The organism is bacterium (assembly GCA_040753085.1).
Lineage (GTDB): Bacteria > UBA9089 > JASEGY01 > JASEGY01 > JASEGY01 > JASEGY01.
In genome coordinates this window covers 42714-63116 of sequence record JBFMHI010000004.1, presented here as the reverse complement: position 1 = coordinate 63116, position 20403 = coordinate 42714, and the positions used below count along the sequence as shown (strand labels likewise).

The 20403-nt window shown below is 48.1% G+C and carries 19 protein-coding genes; 4 read left to right on the top strand and 15 right to left on the bottom strand.

Annotation, left to right across the window (positions count from 1 at the left end; genetic code table 11):
* Window positions 1-323 precede the first annotated feature (323 nt).
* Together AB1797_01345 and AB1797_01340 are read left to right on the top strand one after the other, a co-directional pair.
* Window positions 324-1307: a PHP domain-containing protein gene (locus AB1797_01345; GenBank protein ID MEW5766256.1), complete on the top strand. Its 984-nt coding sequence runs from the start codon at window positions 324-326 to the stop codon at window positions 1305-1307.
* Window positions 1308-1334: 27 nt separating this feature from the next.
* Window positions 1335-1616: a hypothetical protein gene (locus AB1797_01340; GenBank protein MEW5766255.1), complete on the top strand. Its 282-nt coding sequence runs from the start codon at window positions 1335-1337 to the stop codon at window positions 1614-1616.
* On the opposite strand, the gene gyrA is transcribed toward AB1797_01340, so the two are convergent.
* Complete coding sequence (gyrA, locus tag AB1797_01335) at window positions 1567-4008, bottom strand: DNA gyrase subunit A (GenBank protein ID MEW5766254.1); 2442 nt, start codon at window positions 4006-4008, stop codon at window positions 1567-1569. The two genes, AB1797_01340 and gyrA, sit on opposite strands and share 50 nt — an antisense overlap.
* Window positions 4009-4059: 51 nt before the next feature.
* Here gyrA and AB1797_01330 point away from each other — a divergent pair, with 51 nt between their 5' ends.
* On the top strand, window positions 4060-4239 hold the full coding sequence (locus AB1797_01330) for a hypothetical protein (GenBank protein MEW5766253.1): 180 nt from the start codon (window positions 4060-4062) through the stop codon (window positions 4237-4239).
* A 437-nt stretch (window positions 4240-4676) separates the two neighbouring features.
* Here AB1797_01330 and AB1797_01325 read toward each other — a convergent pair whose 3' ends face one another.
* The 13 genes from AB1797_01325 to ccsB all read right to left on the bottom strand — a co-directional run bounded on the left by AB1797_01325 (window position 4677) and on the right by ccsB (window position 19082).
* Window positions 4677-4976: a DUF6516 family protein gene (locus tag AB1797_01325; GenBank protein ID MEW5766252.1), complete on the bottom strand. Its 300-nt coding sequence runs from the start codon at window positions 4974-4976 to the stop codon at window positions 4677-4679.
* A 116-nt stretch (window positions 4977-5092) separates the two neighbouring features.
* Window positions 5093-5401 (bottom strand): hypothetical protein, encoded by a 309-nt coding sequence (locus AB1797_01320; protein ID MEW5766251.1) that lies wholly within the window; start codon window positions 5399-5401, stop codon window positions 5093-5095.
* A 308-nt stretch (window positions 5402-5709) separates the two neighbouring features.
* Complete coding sequence (locus AB1797_01315; protein MEW5766250.1) at window positions 5710-7992, bottom strand: DHH family phosphoesterase; 2283 nt, start codon at window positions 7990-7992, stop codon at window positions 5710-5712.
* Window positions 7993-7995: 3 nt separating this feature from the next.
* A complete protein-coding gene (gene xerD, locus AB1797_01310; GenBank protein ID MEW5766249.1) occupies window positions 7996-8895 on the bottom strand; it encodes a site-specific tyrosine recombinase XerD in 900 nt (299 codons plus the stop codon).
* A complete protein-coding gene (locus tag AB1797_01305; protein ID MEW5766248.1) occupies window positions 8896-9474 on the bottom strand; it encodes a Uma2 family endonuclease in 579 nt (192 codons plus the stop codon).
* Window positions 9475-9769: 295 nt separating this feature from the next.
* A complete protein-coding gene (locus AB1797_01300) occupies window positions 9770-10786 on the bottom strand; it encodes a methyltransferase (protein ID MEW5766247.1) in 1017 nt (338 codons plus the stop codon).
* Window positions 10783-11025 (bottom strand): DUF6516 family protein, encoded by a 243-nt coding sequence (locus tag AB1797_01295; GenBank protein ID MEW5766246.1) that lies wholly within the window; start codon window positions 11023-11025, stop codon window positions 10783-10785. Before AB1797_01295 ends, AB1797_01300 begins: the two co-directional genes overlap by 4 nt.
* Window positions 11026-11134: 109 nt before the next feature.
* A complete protein-coding gene (locus tag AB1797_01290) occupies window positions 11135-11458 on the bottom strand; it encodes a hypothetical protein (GenBank protein MEW5766245.1) in 324 nt (107 codons plus the stop codon).
* Window positions 11459-11491: 33 nt separating this feature from the next.
* The gene (locus AB1797_01285; protein MEW5766244.1) at window positions 11492-12712 is read right to left on the bottom strand and encodes a 6-phosphofructokinase; all 1221 of its coding nucleotides are present in this window, start codon (window positions 12710-12712) and stop codon (window positions 11492-11494) included.
* Window positions 12713-12897: 185 nt separating this feature from the next.
* Window positions 12898-14064: a 6-bladed beta-propeller gene (locus AB1797_01280; protein ID MEW5766243.1), complete on the bottom strand. Its 1167-nt coding sequence runs from the start codon at window positions 14062-14064 to the stop codon at window positions 12898-12900.
* 151 nt (window positions 14065-14215) lie between these two features.
* The gene (locus AB1797_01275) at window positions 14216-15718 is read right to left on the bottom strand and encodes a hypothetical protein (protein ID MEW5766242.1); all 1503 of its coding nucleotides are present in this window, start codon (window positions 15716-15718) and stop codon (window positions 14216-14218) included.
* Between the two features lie 189 nt (window positions 15719-15907).
* The gene (locus AB1797_01270; GenBank protein MEW5766241.1) at window positions 15908-17620 is read right to left on the bottom strand and encodes a PEGA domain-containing protein; all 1713 of its coding nucleotides are present in this window, start codon (window positions 17618-17620) and stop codon (window positions 15908-15910) included.
* Between the two features lie 640 nt (window positions 17621-18260).
* Window positions 18261-19082: a c-type cytochrome biogenesis protein CcsB gene (ccsB, locus tag AB1797_01265; GenBank protein MEW5766240.1), complete on the bottom strand. Its 822-nt coding sequence runs from the start codon at window positions 19080-19082 to the stop codon at window positions 18261-18263.
* Between the two features lie 108 nt (window positions 19083-19190).
* Here ccsB and AB1797_01260 point away from each other — a divergent pair, with 108 nt between their 5' ends.
* Entirely contained in the window at window positions 19191-19394 is a 204-nt protein-coding gene (locus AB1797_01260; GenBank protein ID MEW5766239.1) for a hypothetical protein, read from the top strand.
* A 26-nt stretch (window positions 19395-19420) separates the two neighbouring features.
* On the opposite strand, the gene AB1797_01255 is transcribed toward AB1797_01260, so the two are convergent.
* Window positions 19421-20401, bottom strand: a complete 981-nt coding sequence (locus AB1797_01255) for an NDP-sugar synthase (GenBank protein MEW5766238.1) — start codon at window positions 20399-20401, stop codon at window positions 19421-19423.
* Between the last annotated feature and the right edge of the window lie 2 nt (window positions 20402-20403).

Below are 20403 nucleotides of genomic sequence, written 5' to 3'. Positions count from 1 at the left end.
TAAACTCATTCGTAACCGTTCAGGTATAGCTGCACGGATTAGCACGGATAAATAACACAGGACAGAAGGCGGAAGTGTAGGGACAGGGCTTGTCCCTGTCCGTGCTTGTCCATGTCCGTTCCGTAGATGGACAACCACAAGGGCTGTCCCTACAGCCTAAGGACAGACCCGAATCAACGGACACGGCTCACGGATTTTCCGTGTTTCATCTGTGTGCATCTGTGGCTGAACGGTTACACTCATTCTATTTTATCCGGGCTAATCCGTGTCAATCAGTGGCTGAATAATTACCATTTTTCACACCTGGGGGATCAAGCATTTGGTTGACATTTCCTCAAAAAGATGTTAGACTAAAAACGCAGGCGATTATTCCTCGATGCTCGATGCTCGAGGAAGGTGAAGGGTCCAATATCGAGCATCGAGCATCGAGTCACGGTTACCTAACAGGAAAAAAAAGAATGCCAGCAGATCTACACATACATACCTACTTTTCTGATTCTACCCTTTCTCCCAGGGAGATAGTCGAGGAGGCCTGCCGACGCAGGCTTTCTACTATTGCTATTACTGATCACGATACCATTGATGGTATAAGTGAAGCCAATTATTGGGGAGAACAATACGGTTTATATGTCATACCCGGCGTAGAATTATCCGCCGATACCCTCAAGAGAGAAATCCACATGCTGGGGTATTTTATCGACCAGAACAGCGAATCGTTACGGACTTATCTCAGGACTTTCAGGGAAACCCGCTACCAAAGGGCTCAGAAAATAGTTGAAAAATTGGCTAAACTCGGGCCAAGAATTTCTTTTAACCGGATTAAAGAGCTGGCCGGGCGGGGCTGTATTGGCCGGCTGCATGTGGCCACCGTGATGCGTGAGGCGGGAATAGTGGACTCCACGGCTGAGGCCTTTCAATACATCGGCCAGAACGGCCCCTGTTATGTGCCTAAATATCATATTTCTCCGAGGCAGGCCATCCAGATTATCCGAACGGCTGGTGGTTTGCCTGTCCTGGCTCATCCTGGCACCCTCGATGGTGATGAATTTATCCCCCAACTTATTTCAGAAGGATTAGCAGGGCTGGAGGCCTACCATACGGAACATCCTCCGGATATAGAGGAACATTATCGATGTCTGGCTGAGAAATACGGGCTATTAATTACCGGAGGTTCTGATTGTCATGGTCTGGGTAAGGGGAGAATAATGATCGGAGAGCGGGTAATTTCAGATGAGATGGTAGAGCGATTACGGAAGGCAGATTTCGAGTGGCGGAATGAACCTGGCGGAAGGTGGATTGCGGAATGAAAAGCAGGAAAAAAAGAAGGAGGTTTTATGGGGACTTTTTACACAGGGTGTACAATTAGAAATCATATTAACAGAAAAAAGAGCGTTCGTATACCTAAAATACTTGTTGATACAGGTAGTGAGTATACATGGGTTTTAACTGAAATACTCAATAGTATAGGCGTTAAGCGTGAAAAAAAAGATTTAGTTTTTATTATGGCAAATGGTCAAATGGTAACCAGAAGTGTAGGTTTTGCTATAATTAACATCGAAGATCATTTTAAACTTCCTCTTCTTCCTTCTTTCCCACTACCTTGGCTACCGAAGTAATCCGGTCATTTTCCTTTAAGCGAATAACAGACACCCCCTGGGTGGCTCTGCCCATCGGACGCATCCCCTCGACGGCTAAACGAATAACCATCCCACTCTGGGTAATTATCATCAACTCGTCGTCATTATCCACCTCAAGGATGCCGGCTACCTCTCCGCCGCGGGGAGTGATCTTGATGTTAATGATTCCTTGGCCTCCCCTGGCCTGGGTGCGATATTCAGACAGGTCCGTCCGCTTGCCAAACCCCTGCTCCGTCACGGTAACCAGCGTCATTTCAGACCCGACCACCTCCATGCCTATTACCTCATCTTTTCGGACCCCAAAGCGAATTCCTCTTACTCCACGGGAAGCCCGCCCCGTAGGCCGAACGTCTGTCTCGGGGAATCGAATGCTTTTACCGGTCCTGGTGGCTAAAAGTATTTCTTGATGCCCCTCAGTCAACTCTACGCCCACCAACTCGTCTCCTTCTTCCAGGGTAATGGCAATAATCCCACTCGGTCTGGGTCTGGAATATTCCGAAAGGGCTGTCTTTTTAACTAATCCCTGCCTGGTGGCCATGACTAAATAATCATCAGGCGTAAACTGATGAATAGGGATAAAGGCGCTGATTCTTTCCCCCTTTTCAATCCGGATAAGGTTGACCGCGGGTGTGCCCCGCGCCGTCCTTCCTGCCTGAGGAATCGCATGAACCTTCAACCAGTAAACCTTGCCCTTATTGGTAAAAAAGAGGATATAATCGTGGGTGGAAGCGATGAAGAGATATTCTACAAAATCTTCCTCTCTGGTCTCCATCCCGGTGATGCCTTTTCCGCCTCTTCTTTGTTTGCGATAGGTGGTTACCGGCAGCCGTTTGATGTAGCCGGTATGAGAGATAGTGATGACCATATCTTCTTCAGGAATCAGGTCTTCCACACTAAGCTCCGAGGTGGCGTCCACGATCTGCGTCCTTCGGCCATCAGCGTAAGTTTTTTTTATTTCAAGCAATTCTTCTCTGATGATAAGATCGATCTCCCTGGGATTTTCCAGAATAAATTTCAGCCTGGCTATTTCCTTGATTAAGGCTAAATATTCTTTTTCGATCTTTTCCTGTTCCAGACCGGTCAATCTCTGAAGCTGCATCTCTAAGATGGCCTGGGCCTGTTTTTCAGAGAGGGCAAATTCTCTGATCAAGCCTTCTTTGGCCTCTTTAGTGGTCTTAGATGCGCGGATAAGCTGAATGACTGCATCCAAATTAGCCAGGGCCACTTTAAGTCCTTCCAGGATATGGGCCCTGGCCTCAGCCACCCTCAGCTCGTATTCGGTTCTCTTTCTGACCACTTCCCGGCGATGCTGGAGGAAGGCATAAACCATCTCCTTTAAGGTCAGAATCTTGGGGTAATTATTAACCAGGGCGAGCATAATCACCCCAAAGGTAACTTGCAGGGGGGTATGTTTATAAAGTTGATTAAGAATGATGTTGGTTGGAGCACCCTTTTTGAGTTCGATAACGATCCTCATTCCTTCCCGATCCGATTCATCTCTGAGGTCACTCAAACCTTCCACCCCCTTGGTCTGAATCAACTCGCCGATCTTTTTAAGGAGAAGTCCCTTATTAACCTGATAGGGGATTTCAGTAATAATAATGTTCTCTCGGCCCCCTTTTACCTCTTCGATCTCGGCCCTGGCCCGAAGGACAATCTTTCCGCGGCCGGTAGTATATGCCTCTCTTATCCCTTCCCGGCCAAATATGATGCCGCCGGTAGGGAAGTCCGGGCCGGAAATAAGGGAGATAAACTCATTTTCCTCTATCTCCGGCTCATCAATCAAGCGGACAATAGCGCTTATCAATTCAGGCAGGTTATGAGGGGGGATATTGGTGGCCATACCCACGGCTATTCCGGAAGAGCCGTTCAAAAGTAAATGAGGGAGTTTGGCCGGCAAGACTGTAGGTTCTTTTAAACTCTCATCGAAGTTGGGGACAAAATTGATCGTTTCCTTATCTATATCTTCTAACAGGCCTTCAGCTATGGCCGTCAATCGGCTTTCAGTGTAACGCATGGCCGCCGGGGAATCACCGTCAACAGAACCAAAATTGCCCTGACCATCAATTAGAAGATAGCGGCAGGAAAAGTCTTGGGCCATCCTGACCATAGTGTCATAAACAGCCATATCACCGTGAGGATGATATTTACCCAGGACTTCACCCACGATCCTGGCCGACTTACGGTAGGGCTTATCATGGGTTGACCCCATCTCGTTCATGGCGTAAAGGATGCGGCGATGCACCGGCTTCAGCCCATCTCGCACATCAGGCAAAGCCCGGCCGACAATTACGCTCATGGCATAATCAATATAAGAATTCTTCATCTCGTCCTCGATATATACCGGGACGATTCGTTCCGTGATCTCCATAGATTATAACTCCTGGATCGTAACCGTTCATCACATGATACTGGATTCTCGATGCTCGATCCTCGATGCTCGATCCTCGATGCTGGTAAAGGAGCCAGTATCCCGGATCGAGCATCGAGGTTGTGTCTTTGTGCCTTAGTGGCTGAACGCTTACCCTGGATCTTCTGTAACCGTTCAGCCACCAAGGCACGAAGACACGAAGGGAAAAAAAGGATGTGTCTTTGTGGCTAAACACTTACTATCTTCTCAATAATTCGGGGTAAGGTATCTACTCAAAATCAAGTTAAAAAAGTAAGCTCATTACAGATTATAGTACTATGGGTTAAGTTGGGACGGTTCACCTTGCTGTGAAAGCTTGCGACTAATGGCCTATCCCAAAACCTCCGCGATAGAAACCTGGTTTCTTGAAGAAACTCGGCTTCTGGTCACACTGGAGAGGTTTTGGGATAGGCTCTAAAAATTATCGACAATAGCCCCAGCGGGGCGGAATATTTATAGTTCCCCAGGCAGAACCATGTTAAAGGTTAAAGCTCCGTAGGAGCGATATGTTCTTACATATATCGCCTCTACGGGGCTTGAGATGTAAGTGTTGGCATCTCGCTATAAATATATCGCCCCTACGGGGCTAAAAGCTCACTACAGGTCGCAAGGTTTCACAAGAAAATGGACTATTTTGAACCGTCCCCAATGTTCTCAGTCTGGCAACGATCTTGTCTCCCCTTCTTCCGTTCGTGTTGGGCAATTTCGAATAACACCGCTTCTAACGTCGGCTCGTCACTTTCCTGCTCGCCCTGGGGGAGATGTTTATGATGCGGAAAGGTCTTCAACTGCCGATGATGCGGGGCATTATCGTACCGAAAGATCAACGCTTGTTGACTCGTCATATAGTGATACCGATATTTGATTTTGGCCGAGACATCGGTATTTTTGACTTCCATAAAGTCTAACTGTGTGCCCTGTTCAAACACAATCGTCCCCCTTATACAGCCATATTTGGTATTATACACCTTTTTCTTGAGGCTATACGACCGGATCGGGACCCCTTGCTGGAGCAGCTGTTCCAACTCGGTAAAATAGGTGTCAATCATGTCAGCTCTCGCAGGCGTTGTTCATTCTCACACAACAGTTCATAAAGTCCTGCCCAGACCATATAGTCTTCCCGATCATCGCGGATTCCAGCTTGAAATTGCTGATAAAACTCCTCGGTGCTGAGGTGATAGGTCTCTTCAAACTGCTGGAGATCCAGACGAAGATTGAGAAGACTCTTCTTGAACTCGGCCACCTGATAGTCCAGCAGATTTTGGGCAAACTGTTCTTGATCAGGGATAACTTGGAGCAGTTTTTTGAGCCGTTGCTCGGTCTGTGGTTGAACGTCTAATTGTAACTGAAGCATACGTATTTCTCCTCAAAGGCTTCTCTCCTCTGCTTGTTGTACTCTCACTTACATGCGTAATGTATTCTTGCCTTGCTCGCTAAGAAGCACGCTAATGCGGCACTGAGTGGTCGCCCTGAAGGGGCATCTGTCTCCCGTGCCTTGTTCTCCCCGCAGCAAAGCGAAGAGTAGAACAACAAAGTTCACCTGCCAAAACCGCTTGCGGTTTTGGTCAGGTGCAACGCCTTCTCTATCTCAAATCTCTATCTCGTGAAAAGTATACCACATCAACCTCCAGATGTCCAGCCATTTTTTGGCAGAAGAACTTTCTAACTTCTGTCTTTCGGCTTCTGACATCTGGCCTCCGACTTCTGACTTCTCAGTTGTCCAAAGTGGGTTTGAACGTAATCAAGTTCGTCGGCTTTGGTTAAGACGTGGCCGTCCAGGCGGGCAGAGAAGACGGCTTCCTTAATGCGGGTATATTCAGGCCCCGGCGGTATACCCATCCCCTTCAGATCCTCTCCAGTAATCATAACCTTCATTCGATTGAGGTGAACCAGATAAGTAGCCACCCTTCTTTTGGCCTCTTCACTTAGATTTTTATCCGGCAGGAGGCTAATCCTGGCCATAACTAAAATAAGGGTTTCAGTGGAAACTAATTGCAGTTCACGATAGATAAAAGCTGGCGTAAGACTTTGGGGGGAAACGGTAAGCAGGTCAATGATTCGCTGACTTCGCTTCCTGGCGGTCAGGATCTTATTCTTCTGTCTCCTGGTAAACTTAAGATCGGATACGAGTCTTTCAATATGCGGATAATCCAGGTCCTCTGTCATTGCCAGGAAATAGATCAGCCATGTTTCTATTTCTTTTTCGCCGATGATTAAACGGAAATGGAAGAGGATATCGTGAATCTGCTTAAAAAGAGAAACAAGGTTGTCAGGGAGAGACAAGGCCGGGTGAAGCCTGGCCAGTATCCCCCGGTCTTGTAATTTCTTCAGGGCGGAATATGGCTGATCCTCGGACAGGATTTGAATCAGTTCCTCCCTGATCCTTTGATTGGTTATTTGCTCCAGCATACCATCAGCTACGGCTTCCTTCATAAGACCTTCTGTCCCGGCTTCTGTGATAAACCCAAGCCGGTTTTCAAATCTTACCGCCCGAAATATCCGGGTGGGATCATCACGAAAGCTGTCCGGATGGAGGACTCTGATAAGACGGGCGGCTAAATCATTGCGGCCTCCAAAGAAATCGATTAGATCACCGTAATGGGCGGCATTGATCTGGATAGCCAGGGCATTGATAGTAAAATCCCGACGAAAGAGGTCCTCCCGGATAGAGCTTGGTTTTACTTTAGGTAAGGCCCCAGGATAGGCGTAATGTTCTGTTCTGGCCGTGGCTACGTCTAACTTAAAGCCGTTGGGAAAGCTGACCACGGCTGTCTTGAACTTGGCGAATCTCTTTACCTCTCCGCCGCTTTTTTTCACCAGAAGCCTGGAAAAGTCAATTCCGTCACCTTCCACCACTACATCTAAGTCGAAACTTATCTTGCCCAAAAGTATATCTCTGACCAGCCCACCCACAATAAAACATGGATAACTGGCCTGATCAGCCGCCTCAGCGATCTTTTTGATCAATTCCTGGATAGCGTAAGGAAGTCTTTCCTCCATTAAGTCTTTAATATTGAGGTAAGATTGACTGGTGCGGTTGTCTAAGCAGTCAATAATTTTATTTTCGACTTCTTTAAGGTCTATCTCTTTAATGGTGGCCGAAGCCGCGCTGCTGTGCCCTCCACCCCCTAAAGGTAAAAGGATCCGGCTCACATTTATCTCCGGTATCCGGCTTCGGCCAATAACATAGACCCTGTCTTTCATCCAAACCATGGCCAGCATCGCTTGAGGCCTCGCCAGGTCCATGATTTTGTGGATCACCACGGCTAAGTCACTGATATATTTATCCAGAGAAGATTTGAGGAGCATAATTTCCCGACCGTTGGGAAGAAAGTGGATTCGCCTTGACTTAATCAGATCGGCCAGGAGATCGAGCTGGTCGTTATTCAGGGTTTGGGCTGAAAACCGGTTGACGGTCTTTAAATCTGCCTGCTGACTAAAAAGGTAAGCCGCCGTAGAAAGATCAAATTCTGTGGTGGTCGGGAAAGTGAAGGCGCCGGTTTCCTCGTAGATGCCTAGGAGAAAAAGGGTAGCCAGAACCGGCGTAATAGTAAGCCGTTTCTCTCTGATAAGATCAAGGAGAATAGTTATAGTTGCCCCCTGCTCTTTAATCACGGATACCTCAGGGGTAATCTCCATATCCTGGCCAGGGTGATGGTCATAGATGTGAATCACCGGCTGCGACTCAATGAGGGTTTCAAACTCCTCTACCCGACCGCTGCTGTGGGTATCCACAATGATTAGCCTTTTTATTTTCTTTGGATCTATCTGGCGAATAGAGTAAAGGGAGAGTTCGTGGTCAATGTTTTCCAGATATTCCCGGACATTTTTTTCACATGAGCCGGGAATAACCAATTTGGCTTCGGGATAAAGGAGTTGGGCGGCAGCCATCGAAGCCAGGGCGTCAAAATCAGCATTTACGTGGGTAACAATGATTTCCGTCATTTTTTACCCCCGGGGATGGTATTGGGCATGGATATCTTTCAGCCGGGTTTGATCCAGATGGGTATAAATCTGAGTAGTAGATATATCGGCGTGACCGAGCATCTCCTGAATAGACCTCAGATCGGCTTTATTAGCCAGTAAATGAGTGGCAAAGGAATGCCGTAAGGTATGCGGGGTAAGAGGGGTTTTGATTCCGGCCGAACGGGCATAATGTTTGATGATCTTCCAAAAGCCCTGTCTGGTAAGCGACCTGCCCCTCCAATTTAAGAAAAGAAAGGGACTTATCTTACCACTTTTATTCTTTTTAGCCAATCTGCCTCTAACCTCCTCTAAATAATCTTTCACCGCCTTGGAAGCGGTTCTACCCAGGGGGATAATCCTTTCTTTACTCCCCTTGCCCATCACCCTGACAAAGCCGACCTCTAAGTTAATATCCGAGGGAGCCACAGAGATTAACTCAGAGACCCTCACTCCGGTAGCATAGAGAAACTCCAGCATGGCCTTGTCCCGTCTTCCAATCTCCGAGTTTAGATCAGGTTGAGCCAGGAGTCTTTCGACCTCTTCGTAAGTCAAGACCTTGGGCAAACTTTTTCCTGTCTTGGGGGCGGCCAGGTTAATAGTGGGGTCTATGGCTACTACCTTCTCTTGAGATAGGTAGCGAAAAAATCGCTTGAGGGCGATCTGTTTTCGGGCCAGCGAAGTAGGGGAAAGGCCGATCTCTTTTAAGTGAAGGAGAAAGGAGACAATCTCATCCCGGCTGACATCTGGCCAGGAGTTAATCTCTTTTTCTTTCAAATAGGCCCTGAATTGGCGCAGATCCTGCTCGTAGGCCTCACAGGTGGCCTCAGCCAGGCCCTCTTCAAGGGCAAGACGGTCAATAAATCCGGCTATCCAGCGTTCCATCTATCCTTCCATCATTTTCTGTAGATTTAATTCCAGGCCCGGAAACAAATCCGGCCGGAAGATGTCATCCGCATCAATGCTCTTTGTCCGCCAGTAGTAGCCATCCTCATGCCGGTTATATTCTTCAATGGTCAATTCTTCAGGATCAATGATCCAGTACCAGGAAACGCCAGCCTCAAGATAGGTATTAAATTTTGTCACCCGGTCACGGCTGACTGTGCCTGGTGAACCTATTTCCACGACCAGATCAGGCGCGCCGTGAATTTTACCGTCATTACCCATCCGATCCAGATGTTCCTGAGCCAAATAAACCAAATCCGGGACATAACTCCTCTGTTCGGTCAATTCTACATCAATTTCCGGCCAGATTCGACCCGCCTTTCGCTGAGTTACATAGCCATCCAGAGCAGCGCCTAATCGAATTAACAGCAACTGATGGCGTCCGTGTGGCCGGGCCAATGGAATCACCTCTCCTTCTTCAAATTCGTAATCAGGCGGACCTTCAGGCAGGTTGCGGAATTCCTCCAGACTCACTTTAGGCTTTAGTTGTGGAGAAGAAATCGTTGCAGTCTCTGGCATAATTATCACCTCCTACCCAGACTATATCCTAAGCCGTCTGCTCTTGAAGCTTCTCCTTTTCAATAGAGACTTCCTTTCTCTGTTCTAATCTTGTAAGCGTTCAGCCACGGATGCACACAGATGAAACACGGAAAAATCCCGCTACGGCGTATTTTCCTGCAACTAAGGTTGTAGGGACAATTGTCCGCCTACGGAACGGACAGGGACAAGCCTTGTCCCTACAACTCAGCCTTCTGTCCTCTGTTATTTATCTGTGCTAATCCGTGTTAATCAGTGGCTGAACAGTTACCTAATCTTAATAAGACTCCCCTACTCCTGAAGACTTTTCCCCAATCGTAAGGGAGTGTGAGGTAGTTAAATCTATCCGTTCAGGGGAGCTAAAGCCGGCTTCAGATAGCCAGGCGGTAATCTCATCCTCCTGGTAGCTTTTCCCGCCAGCCGTGCCGATAAGCATATTCAGAGAAAAGAGGGCTCCCTCTAAGGGCATTGTTCCCTCTTGCCTCAGGACATAATCGTGGATGACCAATCTTCCCCCTTCTTTCAGGGCACGGGCGGCCTTTTTGACCAGTTGGCGGTTAGTCTCCGAGTCGTACATGTGAATAATGTTGGAGAAAAGGACGATCTCGAACTCACTGCTTCCCCAATCTATTTCCCTCAGATCCCCTGCCAGAATAGCTATTTGACCGGTCAGCTTATCCTGAGCGATCTTCTCCTTAGCTATTTCTATGACTTGGGGCAGGTCAATGATGGTCACCCTCAGGCCAGGATTTTGTTTCAGAAAGTATCGGGGCAGGGTAGCTGGTCCGGAACCCACATCGAGGAGATTCAAGGCAGGCGTTAAATCCAGGGCGTGATAAATTTCAGGGGCTGAGAGGCGGCCCAGGTCCTCCATCGCCTCGATAAAAATCCTCCGTCTCTGTGGATTATCCGACTGATCAGCCGTCATTCTAAAAGCCGGTGGTTTGCCGGTTCTGACGGCCTCATCCAGGTGGAGCCAGTAAGTAAGGAGGTGTTCGTTATGCCGGATGTAATGGCCCAGGTAGGCATCACCTTCTTTTACCAGACAGCGTTGGCTTAAAGGGGTGAGGGTGTAATTTTCATTGGCCTTAGCTACCAATCCCAGAGCGACCAGGGCGTTAAGAATTTGCTTCAAGGCCTCCTTATTAAGTTGCAGCCTTTTAGCTATCTCTGAAGGTGGAGAAGCCTTTTCGGCCAGGGCTTCAAAGAGGCCTAATCGAAGGGAGACAAAAAGCGCCTGAGACCCCCAGTATTCCCGGGCTAAAGCCTTAAGCCCTTCAATATCGGTAATCATATTTTTGCAATCGAAAACAACCTTATTATCCTTACCGAGTTGTCTTCGCTGTGAATATGATGGGGTGCCTTAGGCAAATTGGGATGGTGCGGTGCATTATCCCAACGCCGTTGCAACTTTCCTTGAGCATCTTGCCAGTGGAAACTGTATTTCTTCAAGTGCATACGCCCGCCTAACTCAGCCACATACTCGAATAATTCGACGTTACCCCCTCGCTTAGCGCCACCTTGATTCGCAATTTGCCATCAGAAGTGGTAATTTCTCGCCTTAATATCTGATAGGAAACGACGACCGGACTTTGGATAAGCCGAGCCTCAACTCTGTCAAAATGTTGCCTAATGATTGGATTCACGAGACAGATGACCTCTCCAGCAATGATAGCCGTCTTTCAGTGGCTGCCAACATTTCCACAGTAGACGACCACTCAATAAAGTCCATTGCATCACCCATTTCGCCGTTTTCATAACGTCTATAAAAATCTGCTGACTTTAATGCATAGCGTTCCTCAAACTCTGAAAGCTGCTTTGCCAAGCGTGCCTTAAGTTCGCTCATCCGTTCGATTTCACGTGCCAATAGTTTATCAATGGTCATATCCAGTACAGGGTTAACTGCCGAGTTATCAACAGCAATATATTGTTCCAGCCGTCTGACTTTTTCAAGGGTCGTCATCATTTGATTAACCTCCGTGAACGGTTACAATAAACCTTACCGCTTATTTAATATCTTCTCCACCCGGGGAGCCCGAATTCTATAGGCCTGGGGAAAATCAGCCCCCAGCAAAGGCCTTAAGTAATTTCTGAAGGCCTCTGTGATATGACTTCTCTGGCTATCGATAAACTCATCCGGCATATGTCTCGTCTTGCCGCCTATTTCCGAGACAGGGACAAATCCGTATTCCACGGCGTAAGAACCGGTGCGCTGAATGGTTACTGAGCCGCCTTTATCATACCATAAGGCATATTGAACGGCCTTTTCGCCGACTTCCCTGGCTTCCTGCCTGTCCACCTCACTGACACAAGCCATAAAGGACCTTTGCAGATAGCCAAAGGTGTCGGAGCGGATTCTTTTAATATTAGTGGTATTTTTAATATGCTCGCTTAACAGGTCTCCCAGGGCCCCGCTGCCTGATAACTGGACATTGCCGTGGTCATCTTTTTCCACCACGGCTTGAAGCTTAGCGGCAATCGGCACCTTATCTTCGTCCTGTATGCCTTCTGAGACAGCAATGACACATCGACCGTACTTATCATAGACCGCTGAGACATCCCTGGTGAATTTATCGAGATTAAAAGAAACCTCGGGTAAATAAATCAGATGCGGTCCATCATCCGGAAATTTTTGAGCCATGGCTGAGGCGGCCGTTAAGAACCCCGCATGCCGGCCCATAACTACGGCGATATAAACGCCGGGTAATGCCCGGTTGTCAAGGTTAGCGCCGATAAACGCCTCGGCCACAAATCTGGCCGCAGAAGGATAGCCGGGCGTATGGTCATTCAAAACCAGATCATTATCAATGGTCTTGGGGATGTGGATGGCCCTGAATTCATAGTCGGCCTTTTTGGCTTCTTCATTGACAATCCTGACGGTATCGGATGAATCATTGCCGCCAATATAAAAGAAATACCGCACCTCGTGGGCTTTTAAGACCTCGAAGATTTCCGCACAATATTTCTCATCAGGTTTATCCCGCGTAGACAGCAAGGCTGAGGCAGGTGTTCTGGCGACCTGCTCCAGGTTATGGCCTGTCTCCTGGGTTAAATCCAGGAAATCTTCATTAACAATGCCCCGGACACCGTGTTCTGCCCCATAAATCTTGGTTACCTGGGGAAACTTCCGGGCTTCAAGAACCACACCCACTAAGCTCTGGTTGATCACAGCGGTAGGCCCGCCACCCTGAGCTACCACTATTTTGCCTTTTAGTTCCATCTCTAACTCCTTTCTGTAACTAGTCAGCACCAAAGCCAAAGGGACTAAAGGGACCAAAGGGACCAAAGGGACTAAAGAGACTATTGCCTATTGGCTGTTGCCTATTGGCTATTGGCTTTTGCCTATTGGCTGTTGCCTATTGCCTATTGGCTGTTGCCTATTGGCTATTGCCTTTTGCCTTTTGGCTATTGCCTTCCCCCCAGCAATTTAAGCCTCTGCTTAGCCCTCTCCCTGAGCAAATACTCACCGGGGAACCGGGTTAAAATCTGCTCATAAGCCTCCTTCGCCTCTGAGAGGAAGCCAAGCTCTCTGGCCATATCCCCTTTTCTGAGTAAAGCCGCCGCTATCTTATCTGAAGCCGGGTAGTTTCGGATGAGGCGGTCGTAAGCTAAAAATGCCTCTTCGTATTCCTTGAGGCCCTGCCAGGCTTGGCCTATATAAAATTGGGCATTATCAGCCAATTCGTCCCTTCCTTCAACCAGCAGAGAGAAATAAGCAATGGCCTGATGATAACGATTAAGGGTCAGAAGCCGACGGCCTTCATGGTAGATATAAGCAGAGTCTTGCCCCTCAAGGCCGGCCGGGACTTCCACCTTAAATCGGGGGATAAACTTCTGGATACGGTGATTGTCATAATCGGCTACCCAGACCTCTTCTTGATCATTTACCCCAACCCCGGTGGGATGATAGAATTCTCCGGCTCCCTTGCCATACTGGCCAATGACACCCAGGAAATTTCCATGTCGATCAAAGATCTGAATGCGATTATTAAGGGTATCGGCCACAAAGATCTTTCCTTCAGGTCCAACCGCAATCCCCTGGGGAAGTCTAAATTCTCCCAGGGCCTTGCCCCATTGACCGAATTCCAGAATGACCTTCCGTTCAGGAATGGTCAGCTTCTGAACCCGGTCTATATTGGCTAAATAAATATGTCTTCCATCACAGGTAATAGCCCGGTCACCTTCAAGACCATAAAGGGTGCCATCTTTATCCACGGTTACGCTATTAAGGCCGATAAAATGCTCCTGGCCCGTCTCTCCGCCTTTCTCTTTTACCCACTCAAAGTGGGGCCTGGCCGTCAGAAAACCCCCCTCAAGAGTAAATTCGCTTAATATATTTGTTTCCCGATCCACCACATAAAGGCGACGATTAAAAACAGCGATCCCCGCCGGACTCTTAAAAGAACTTACGCCCACCCCTTCCCGATAAAAGAGATTCTTAAATCGACCGGCCTGATCAAAGACCTGCACCCGATGATTACCCATATCAGTGACATAAAGATTCCCCTTGTTATCAATGGCCAATCCATTAGGGTGGTCAAATTCGGCCTGGCCATTGCCTAATCGACCCATAGAAAGAACTGGGACATAATTAGGAATTACGGCCTCATCTAATCTTATTCCTCTATATCTATAAGCACAGCCAGTTATTATGAAAAGTAGACCAAATAGCCAAACAAAAGGAGTGGTTCGCATGTTAAAGCATCTTACCATCTGAAATCCCTTACCTGCTTATTACCCGATCCCCAACCTTAATTTCCTGGACAGGAAAGAGTTCCAGAAGGCTGGCCCGGGCGCTTTTGTCAGTAACCTTGTCTACCCGAATAATAGCTACATCTTCTGTTCTGGCTCCCATTATCTCACCGCTCGAAGCAGAACCTTGGGCTGATTCCTTGAGCAGTCCCCCTACCCGGTAGACTAATAGTTCCATCCCTTCCTTTAAGCCGTGGAGATAACCTAAATCGAGGATGATGTAATCCCCTTCAACCTGGATTACCCGGCCCTGTTGAATAGGAAATTGATCCTTTATCTCCTCTATCAGGGCTTCGATCTCTGATTCCACCCTGTCTCTGGAAGTCAAGATCGTTCTGCTCAATAGTTCTTTGCCATCCGGGAGTCTAAGGAGCTTAACATTTAATACCATCGAGGAGAAGTAAGTGTTACTTACGACCTTGCCAGTGATAGCCACGTTTGCTCCCCAGATGTCAACGGCCTCTTTCATAGAAACCCCCTCCAGATGAGCTATATTTCGGGTGGTCTCTATCAGGCTCTCTTCTAAAAGTGGCAAATTAAGCGAAACGACCTTGAATAAATTAGTCTCCCGCAAGCCCTGCCCTAATTGTTTTAAGACAAGATTGGCCGGATCGCCCGGCAGGCTGAACAGGACCAGCACCAGTCGTCTCTCGGGGACAACTTCCGGCAGGGTAGGTCCAGGCAAGGGGGAGACCTCAATTACTCTTTCTTTTTCTTCGACGGCGGGTTCTTTTTTAGGGGGAAGGGCCTTTGGGGGAGACGGAGAAGGGATAAGCTCTACCTCAATAGCCTCCGTAGGTAAAGAGATCGCTCTGGTATCCTCTGCCTCTTCAGGTATCTTCCTCTTAGCTTGAAGTTCTACTTTAAGCTCTTCGGTCTCAGTAGCCTCTATTTCTTGAGGCTCAAGAACAGGCGCCGGTTCTCTTTTTAGCTCCTTCTCAGATGGAAGTTCTGCTTCAACCTCCTCAGTCACAGCCGCCTCGGTTTCAGGCTTAAAAACAGGCACAGGCGCTCTTTTTAGCTCCTTCTCAGGTTGAAGTTCTGCTTCAACCTCTTCAGTCACAGCCGCCTCGGTTTCAGGCTTAAAAACAGGCACAGGCGCTCTTTTTAGCTCCTTCTCAGGTGGAAGTTCTGCTTCAACCTCTTCAGTCACAGCCGCCTTGGTTTCGGGCTTAAAAACAGGCGCCGCCGTTCTTTTTAGTTCCCTCATCTCTGACTCTACGACCAGTGGCTGAGGCTCTATTGATGGCTCTAATTGTCTTGGCTCTTCCAATTCCGCCTCAGTAATCAAGGCTTCCGTCTCAGATTCTATTGCCTCTCCGGTCTCCTCAATTTCCGTGACTATAGGGTGGTCTGTATCTCTTTTAGTCTCTTCGACCGTCGCCGGTGTTTTTTCCTTCTGTAAGTCAGGGAACAGGATTGAAGGTAAATAGGCCACTCCTAAAAACAAGGCCACTACTATGGCAATTTTCATCGGTTCCTCCAGGTTAAGTTTCGGGCTTCGAGTTCCAAGGTTTAGTGCTTTGTAACTACTCAGCCACCCAGATACTAATACAACACGGCCTAAGTTCCTGGCCGGTTTAGAGTCAGATAAGGGTCAAGGGTTCCAAGCCGTAGGGGCACGTGGCAACGTGCCCCTACGGCCTTAAGTCCTTGAATCTCATTATTCACTACTGTAATATACCCCCCCCTCCGGATGCCAGCCTTCCTCTTCCTCATGGGCCACCCCAATATCAAACCACAAGTTGTTACGCAAGGGAAACTGCAAGCCAAATCCCGGACCGTCAGGATAGCTATATTCAAGGATCAGCTTGGCTTTAGAAGTAAGGTAGGTTTCCAGACCAAAGAAGCCTGCAAATTCATCCCTGTCCAGGGTAAGAAGCCCCGCCCCGCCAGAGAGATCAAAAAGACCTACTGGGGTGTCAAGTTCATAGTTCAATAAGGCCATCACCTGGAGTAACTCTTCTCGACGGTCAGGATGGATATTATGGAGAGAATAAAGCAAATCTAAGGCCAGTCGATTGCCTCTGGCCACACGGTATTTGGCCCCTATGCCAAATCCTTCAGCCCGCAACTCTAACTTATCCAAAACACCAACGTTAACAATTACCCCTCCCGGATAAGAGAGACCGGCAAACAAGGCGGTTTTCTCCTGAACGTAAGGCTTGTTGGTGGAAAGGAGTCGGGGTGAGGGGAGTCCCTCTTTAGCCACCGGGGGCAGGGTAGGGATAGCCTGGATAGGGTTAAGGTGGACATTAAGTTCATACTTTTCTCCGGTTTTTAGAATTATTTTCCTTTCGGCTGTTTCATAACCGGTCATGGTCAGGGAAAGTTCATATAAGGCCGGGGCAAGATTGGAAATGAGAAGCGGGGTGGTGCCCTTTAGTTCCCCCTGAAGATAAATCTTGGCATTGGACGGCAGAGAAGTTACCAGGAGAGAACCCGGCTCAATCAATGGCTGGGCGCCTTCTTCTATCCTGGCCATAAGCAATGAGACGGTTAAAAAGGCAGACGGTAGAACCCGCAGGGTGATCTTTCCGGTAAGCCCGCCGTAGCCTTCCTTGATAAGCTCCAGTCCGTAGGCCTTGATCTCAGGATTTTTAATAATGAGCGGGCTAAGTCCCACCAGTCTGGCATCCAGTTTAACCTCGGCTGCCGAGGGATTAGAGGTTATAATAAGGGAGTGAGGCGGAGCCACCGGCTCCCCCAAGGTAGTCAAGCTCTTCCTGATCTGATCCCCTTGAATCAGGCGGTCGGCTGTCCTGGTGACCACAATGGCTTCAGAACGGTAGCGGTAGGTCTTTGATACCTGAAGTTCAGCTATCTCTATTCCTGCCCGCAAGACAGTAAATGGCGACCCAATCTTTACGCCGTGATAGGTCCCCAGGTCAATAATTACCTCTGAGGGGCTGACTATCCGTTCAATCAAGCCGGATAGGGCATAGGCGCCCTCAAAAAGGTTCAGAATCCGTTTATCCATCCCGGCCAGATTTTCTCTTTCAGCGCCAATAAATGAGGCATTAATCAGGAAGGAACTCGATCCCCCTGGCCCACGGATTTCTTCATAATCTCCTTTAACCAGGATGTCTGCCTCCAGGATCTTGCCCAAGATATTGGCTATCTCCGGACTGAGTTCACCCATAATCTTCTGAGTTTGGGCCGTCACCACCCGCTGGACTACCTGCCGGTCAATCAAGGTTATCCCGGCCGCTGGAAAAAGGTCGGTAAAGAGTTGATTGACTGCATCCTGGCCGGTCAAGCTTGGAACCGGACTTTTATCCTCAAAATCCAAGACAGCCATTGCCGCCGCCCCGGCCAATTGGGGTAATAATAGTAACGATAAACAAACCAAAAGATATCTTAGTATAGTAAACATTCAAATCTCCTTTTTACCTGCCTCGACCGTAAGGCAAACCCCTCAAAGGGGGTTTATCTCAATAGTCTCATATTATATTCCATATAAATGGCCAAGTCAAGGAAAATCTCGCCTTGTGCTAGCTAACTTCGTAGTCTCAAAGTTTGTTCTGTTTCATGTCGCGCTTTACCCCCCGGAGGTAATCTTATCCGTAAGTATTCAGCCACAAAGACACTAAGACACAAAAATAGAGCAGTAGAGCAGCAGAGCAGTAGTTAAAGACTTTTCTGAAAGTTCCAGAACTGCTGCTCTATTGCTCTACTGCTCTCTAAGACACATACGTGTCTTCGTGCCTTGGTGGCTGAACGGTTACTCTTATCCTTACCCACAAATTGGGTAAAAGGATGGGAGAAGTAAGGATAAACCACGAAGAGCACGAAGGACACGAAGAAAAAAATATTTGTTTTATTTTTATAATTCTTCGTACCCTTCGTGCTCTTCGTGGTTTTTAAAAGATGTGGGTAAGGATAAGGGAGGCAACGTTAAAGGTTTAAGCTAAAATTGTTTATAAATATTGATTACACCGGTCGACAATTTCTCCCCTGCGCAAACCCAAGGTGGACACAGGGCAGAGTTTATTCCTCGAATCCGCCTGGAGCCGCTATGTATAACTATGCAGCCCGGAAAGAATAAGATTAACCCCCAGGTAAGTGAAAATTACGGCGGCAAAACCTATGATAGAAAGCCAGGCAGCCTTGTTTCCCCGCCAGTCCCTCCTTAACCGCACGTGAAGATAAGCCGCATAAATAAGCCAGGTGATCAATGACCAGGTCTCCTTGGGGTCCCAGCTCCAATAAGTGCCCCAGGCATAGTTGGCCCAGATAGCCCCGGTGATGATTCCCAGGGTTAAGAAAGGAAAGCCTATGGCGATAGTTTGATAGCTCAGCTCATCCAGTCGGTCTTCCTGAGATAGTTGGTTTGTTTTAGAATGTTTCTTAACTAGGTAAAGGATGCTTATGCCAAAGGCCGCGGCAAAGGCGCCGTAGCCCAGGAAGCAGGTTATGACATGGATTTCCAGCCAATAGCTCTGAAGGGCGGGTATGAGGGGGGTGATCTCTTTATAATGGTCAGGCAGCATTGAGGCTGAAGCAATGGCCAGAAAGGCAAGGGGGGTGGTAACTACCCCCAGGATCCGTGTCTTGAGCCTAAACTCCAGAACAAGGGAAGTAAGGACGATGGCCCAGGAAAAGAAGATCATAGATTCATAAAGGTTGGCAAAAGGGGCGTGAGAAGCCTCTATGGTCCGGTGCAGGAGGCCGGCGCTGTGGGCCAGGAAACCAAGGCCGGTAATCAAGGCAGGTATTCGTCCCAGCCGTTGGAAAAAAATACCAGCTCCGTAAAGAAAGCTGGCTAAAAAATAGGCCCCTAAAGCAAGGCTAAAAGAGATGGTGGTCATTATCCCTACCTCTCCGCAAAAACGCAACTTGTGACATAAAAGAGTCTGAAGGGTAACCACAGGGGGTTGTCCCTCCAGTATCTATCATTGGCGACATAAATATTCCCTTGCCAAACAAGCACCCTCTACAACAGCTTGTTATTTCGTAACCGTTCAGCACATGATCCTGGATGCTCGATGCTGGATGCTCGATGCTGGATGCTCGATGCTGGATGCTCGATGCTGGTAAAGGATTCAGTATCCAGGATCGAGCATCCAGCATCGAGCATCCAGGATCGAGGATCGAGGTTGTGTCTTTGTGCCTTAGTGGCTGAACGCTTACGTTATTTCTATTCATAACCTAATTCTTAATCCTTGGGTCTGAATCACTGCGGAGTAACCACAGACTTCTCTATCCTCCCCTTCACTCTGCTGCCTTCCCAGACTACACTTCGGCTTATACTTATTCCGGCTTCGAGAATACAATTATCTCCGATAACCGTGTATTCTCCAATCTCAGCCCTCCCTTTGAGGCGGCAGTTGTTACCAATCATAACCGGCGGGGTGATTTCAAACCGGCCGGCTATTGCCCCGCCTGGCTTCATCCAAATCCCGTCCCCTTTCTCCCTTAGATCGATTTCGAGTTTCAATTTGCCGTCCATTATATCCTGATGGGCTTCAAGATAGGAGCTTACTTCACCTAAATCCCGAAAGTAGCCTTGCATCTGATAGCCATATATCCTCTTTCCTTCTTTGATCATAGCCGGATATATTTCCCGGTTTATTTCAGCCGGTCTGCCCTGAGGGATGTAGTCGAATATTTTCGGCTCAAGGATATGGAGGCCAACAAAGGTCATTGGGATGGCGGATGGCGCACCCACTTCGTCTCTTTGGTTTAGAATACCCACGATATCTCGAATCCTGCCTTCTTGATCTACCTCTACGGCTCCAAACTCAGGGCGGTAGTCTGTGAGGATCATTGTGGCTAAAGCTTGCTTTGCCTTATGATAGGCCAGGGCAGCCTTGAGATCAAAATCTATTAGGGTGTCTCCATTTATCAGGATAAAAGTTTCACCCTTAAGGAAATATTCGGTCTGTTTTAAGCCTCCGGCTGTTCCCATGATGGTTGGTTCGTAAGAATAGGCTATCTTCATTCCGAGTCTATATCCATCTCCCAGCCTTTTTTTGATAATTTCAGGGAGATAGTGGAGGTTGATGATGGCCTCACGAATACCAAATCTCCTAAGGAAACACAAGGTGTGTTCTATTAAGGGACGATTGGCTACCGGGATCATAACCTTAGGACACCTATGGGTAAGTGGTCTGAGCCTTGTCCCCAGGCCAGCCGCCAGGATCATCGCTTTCATTA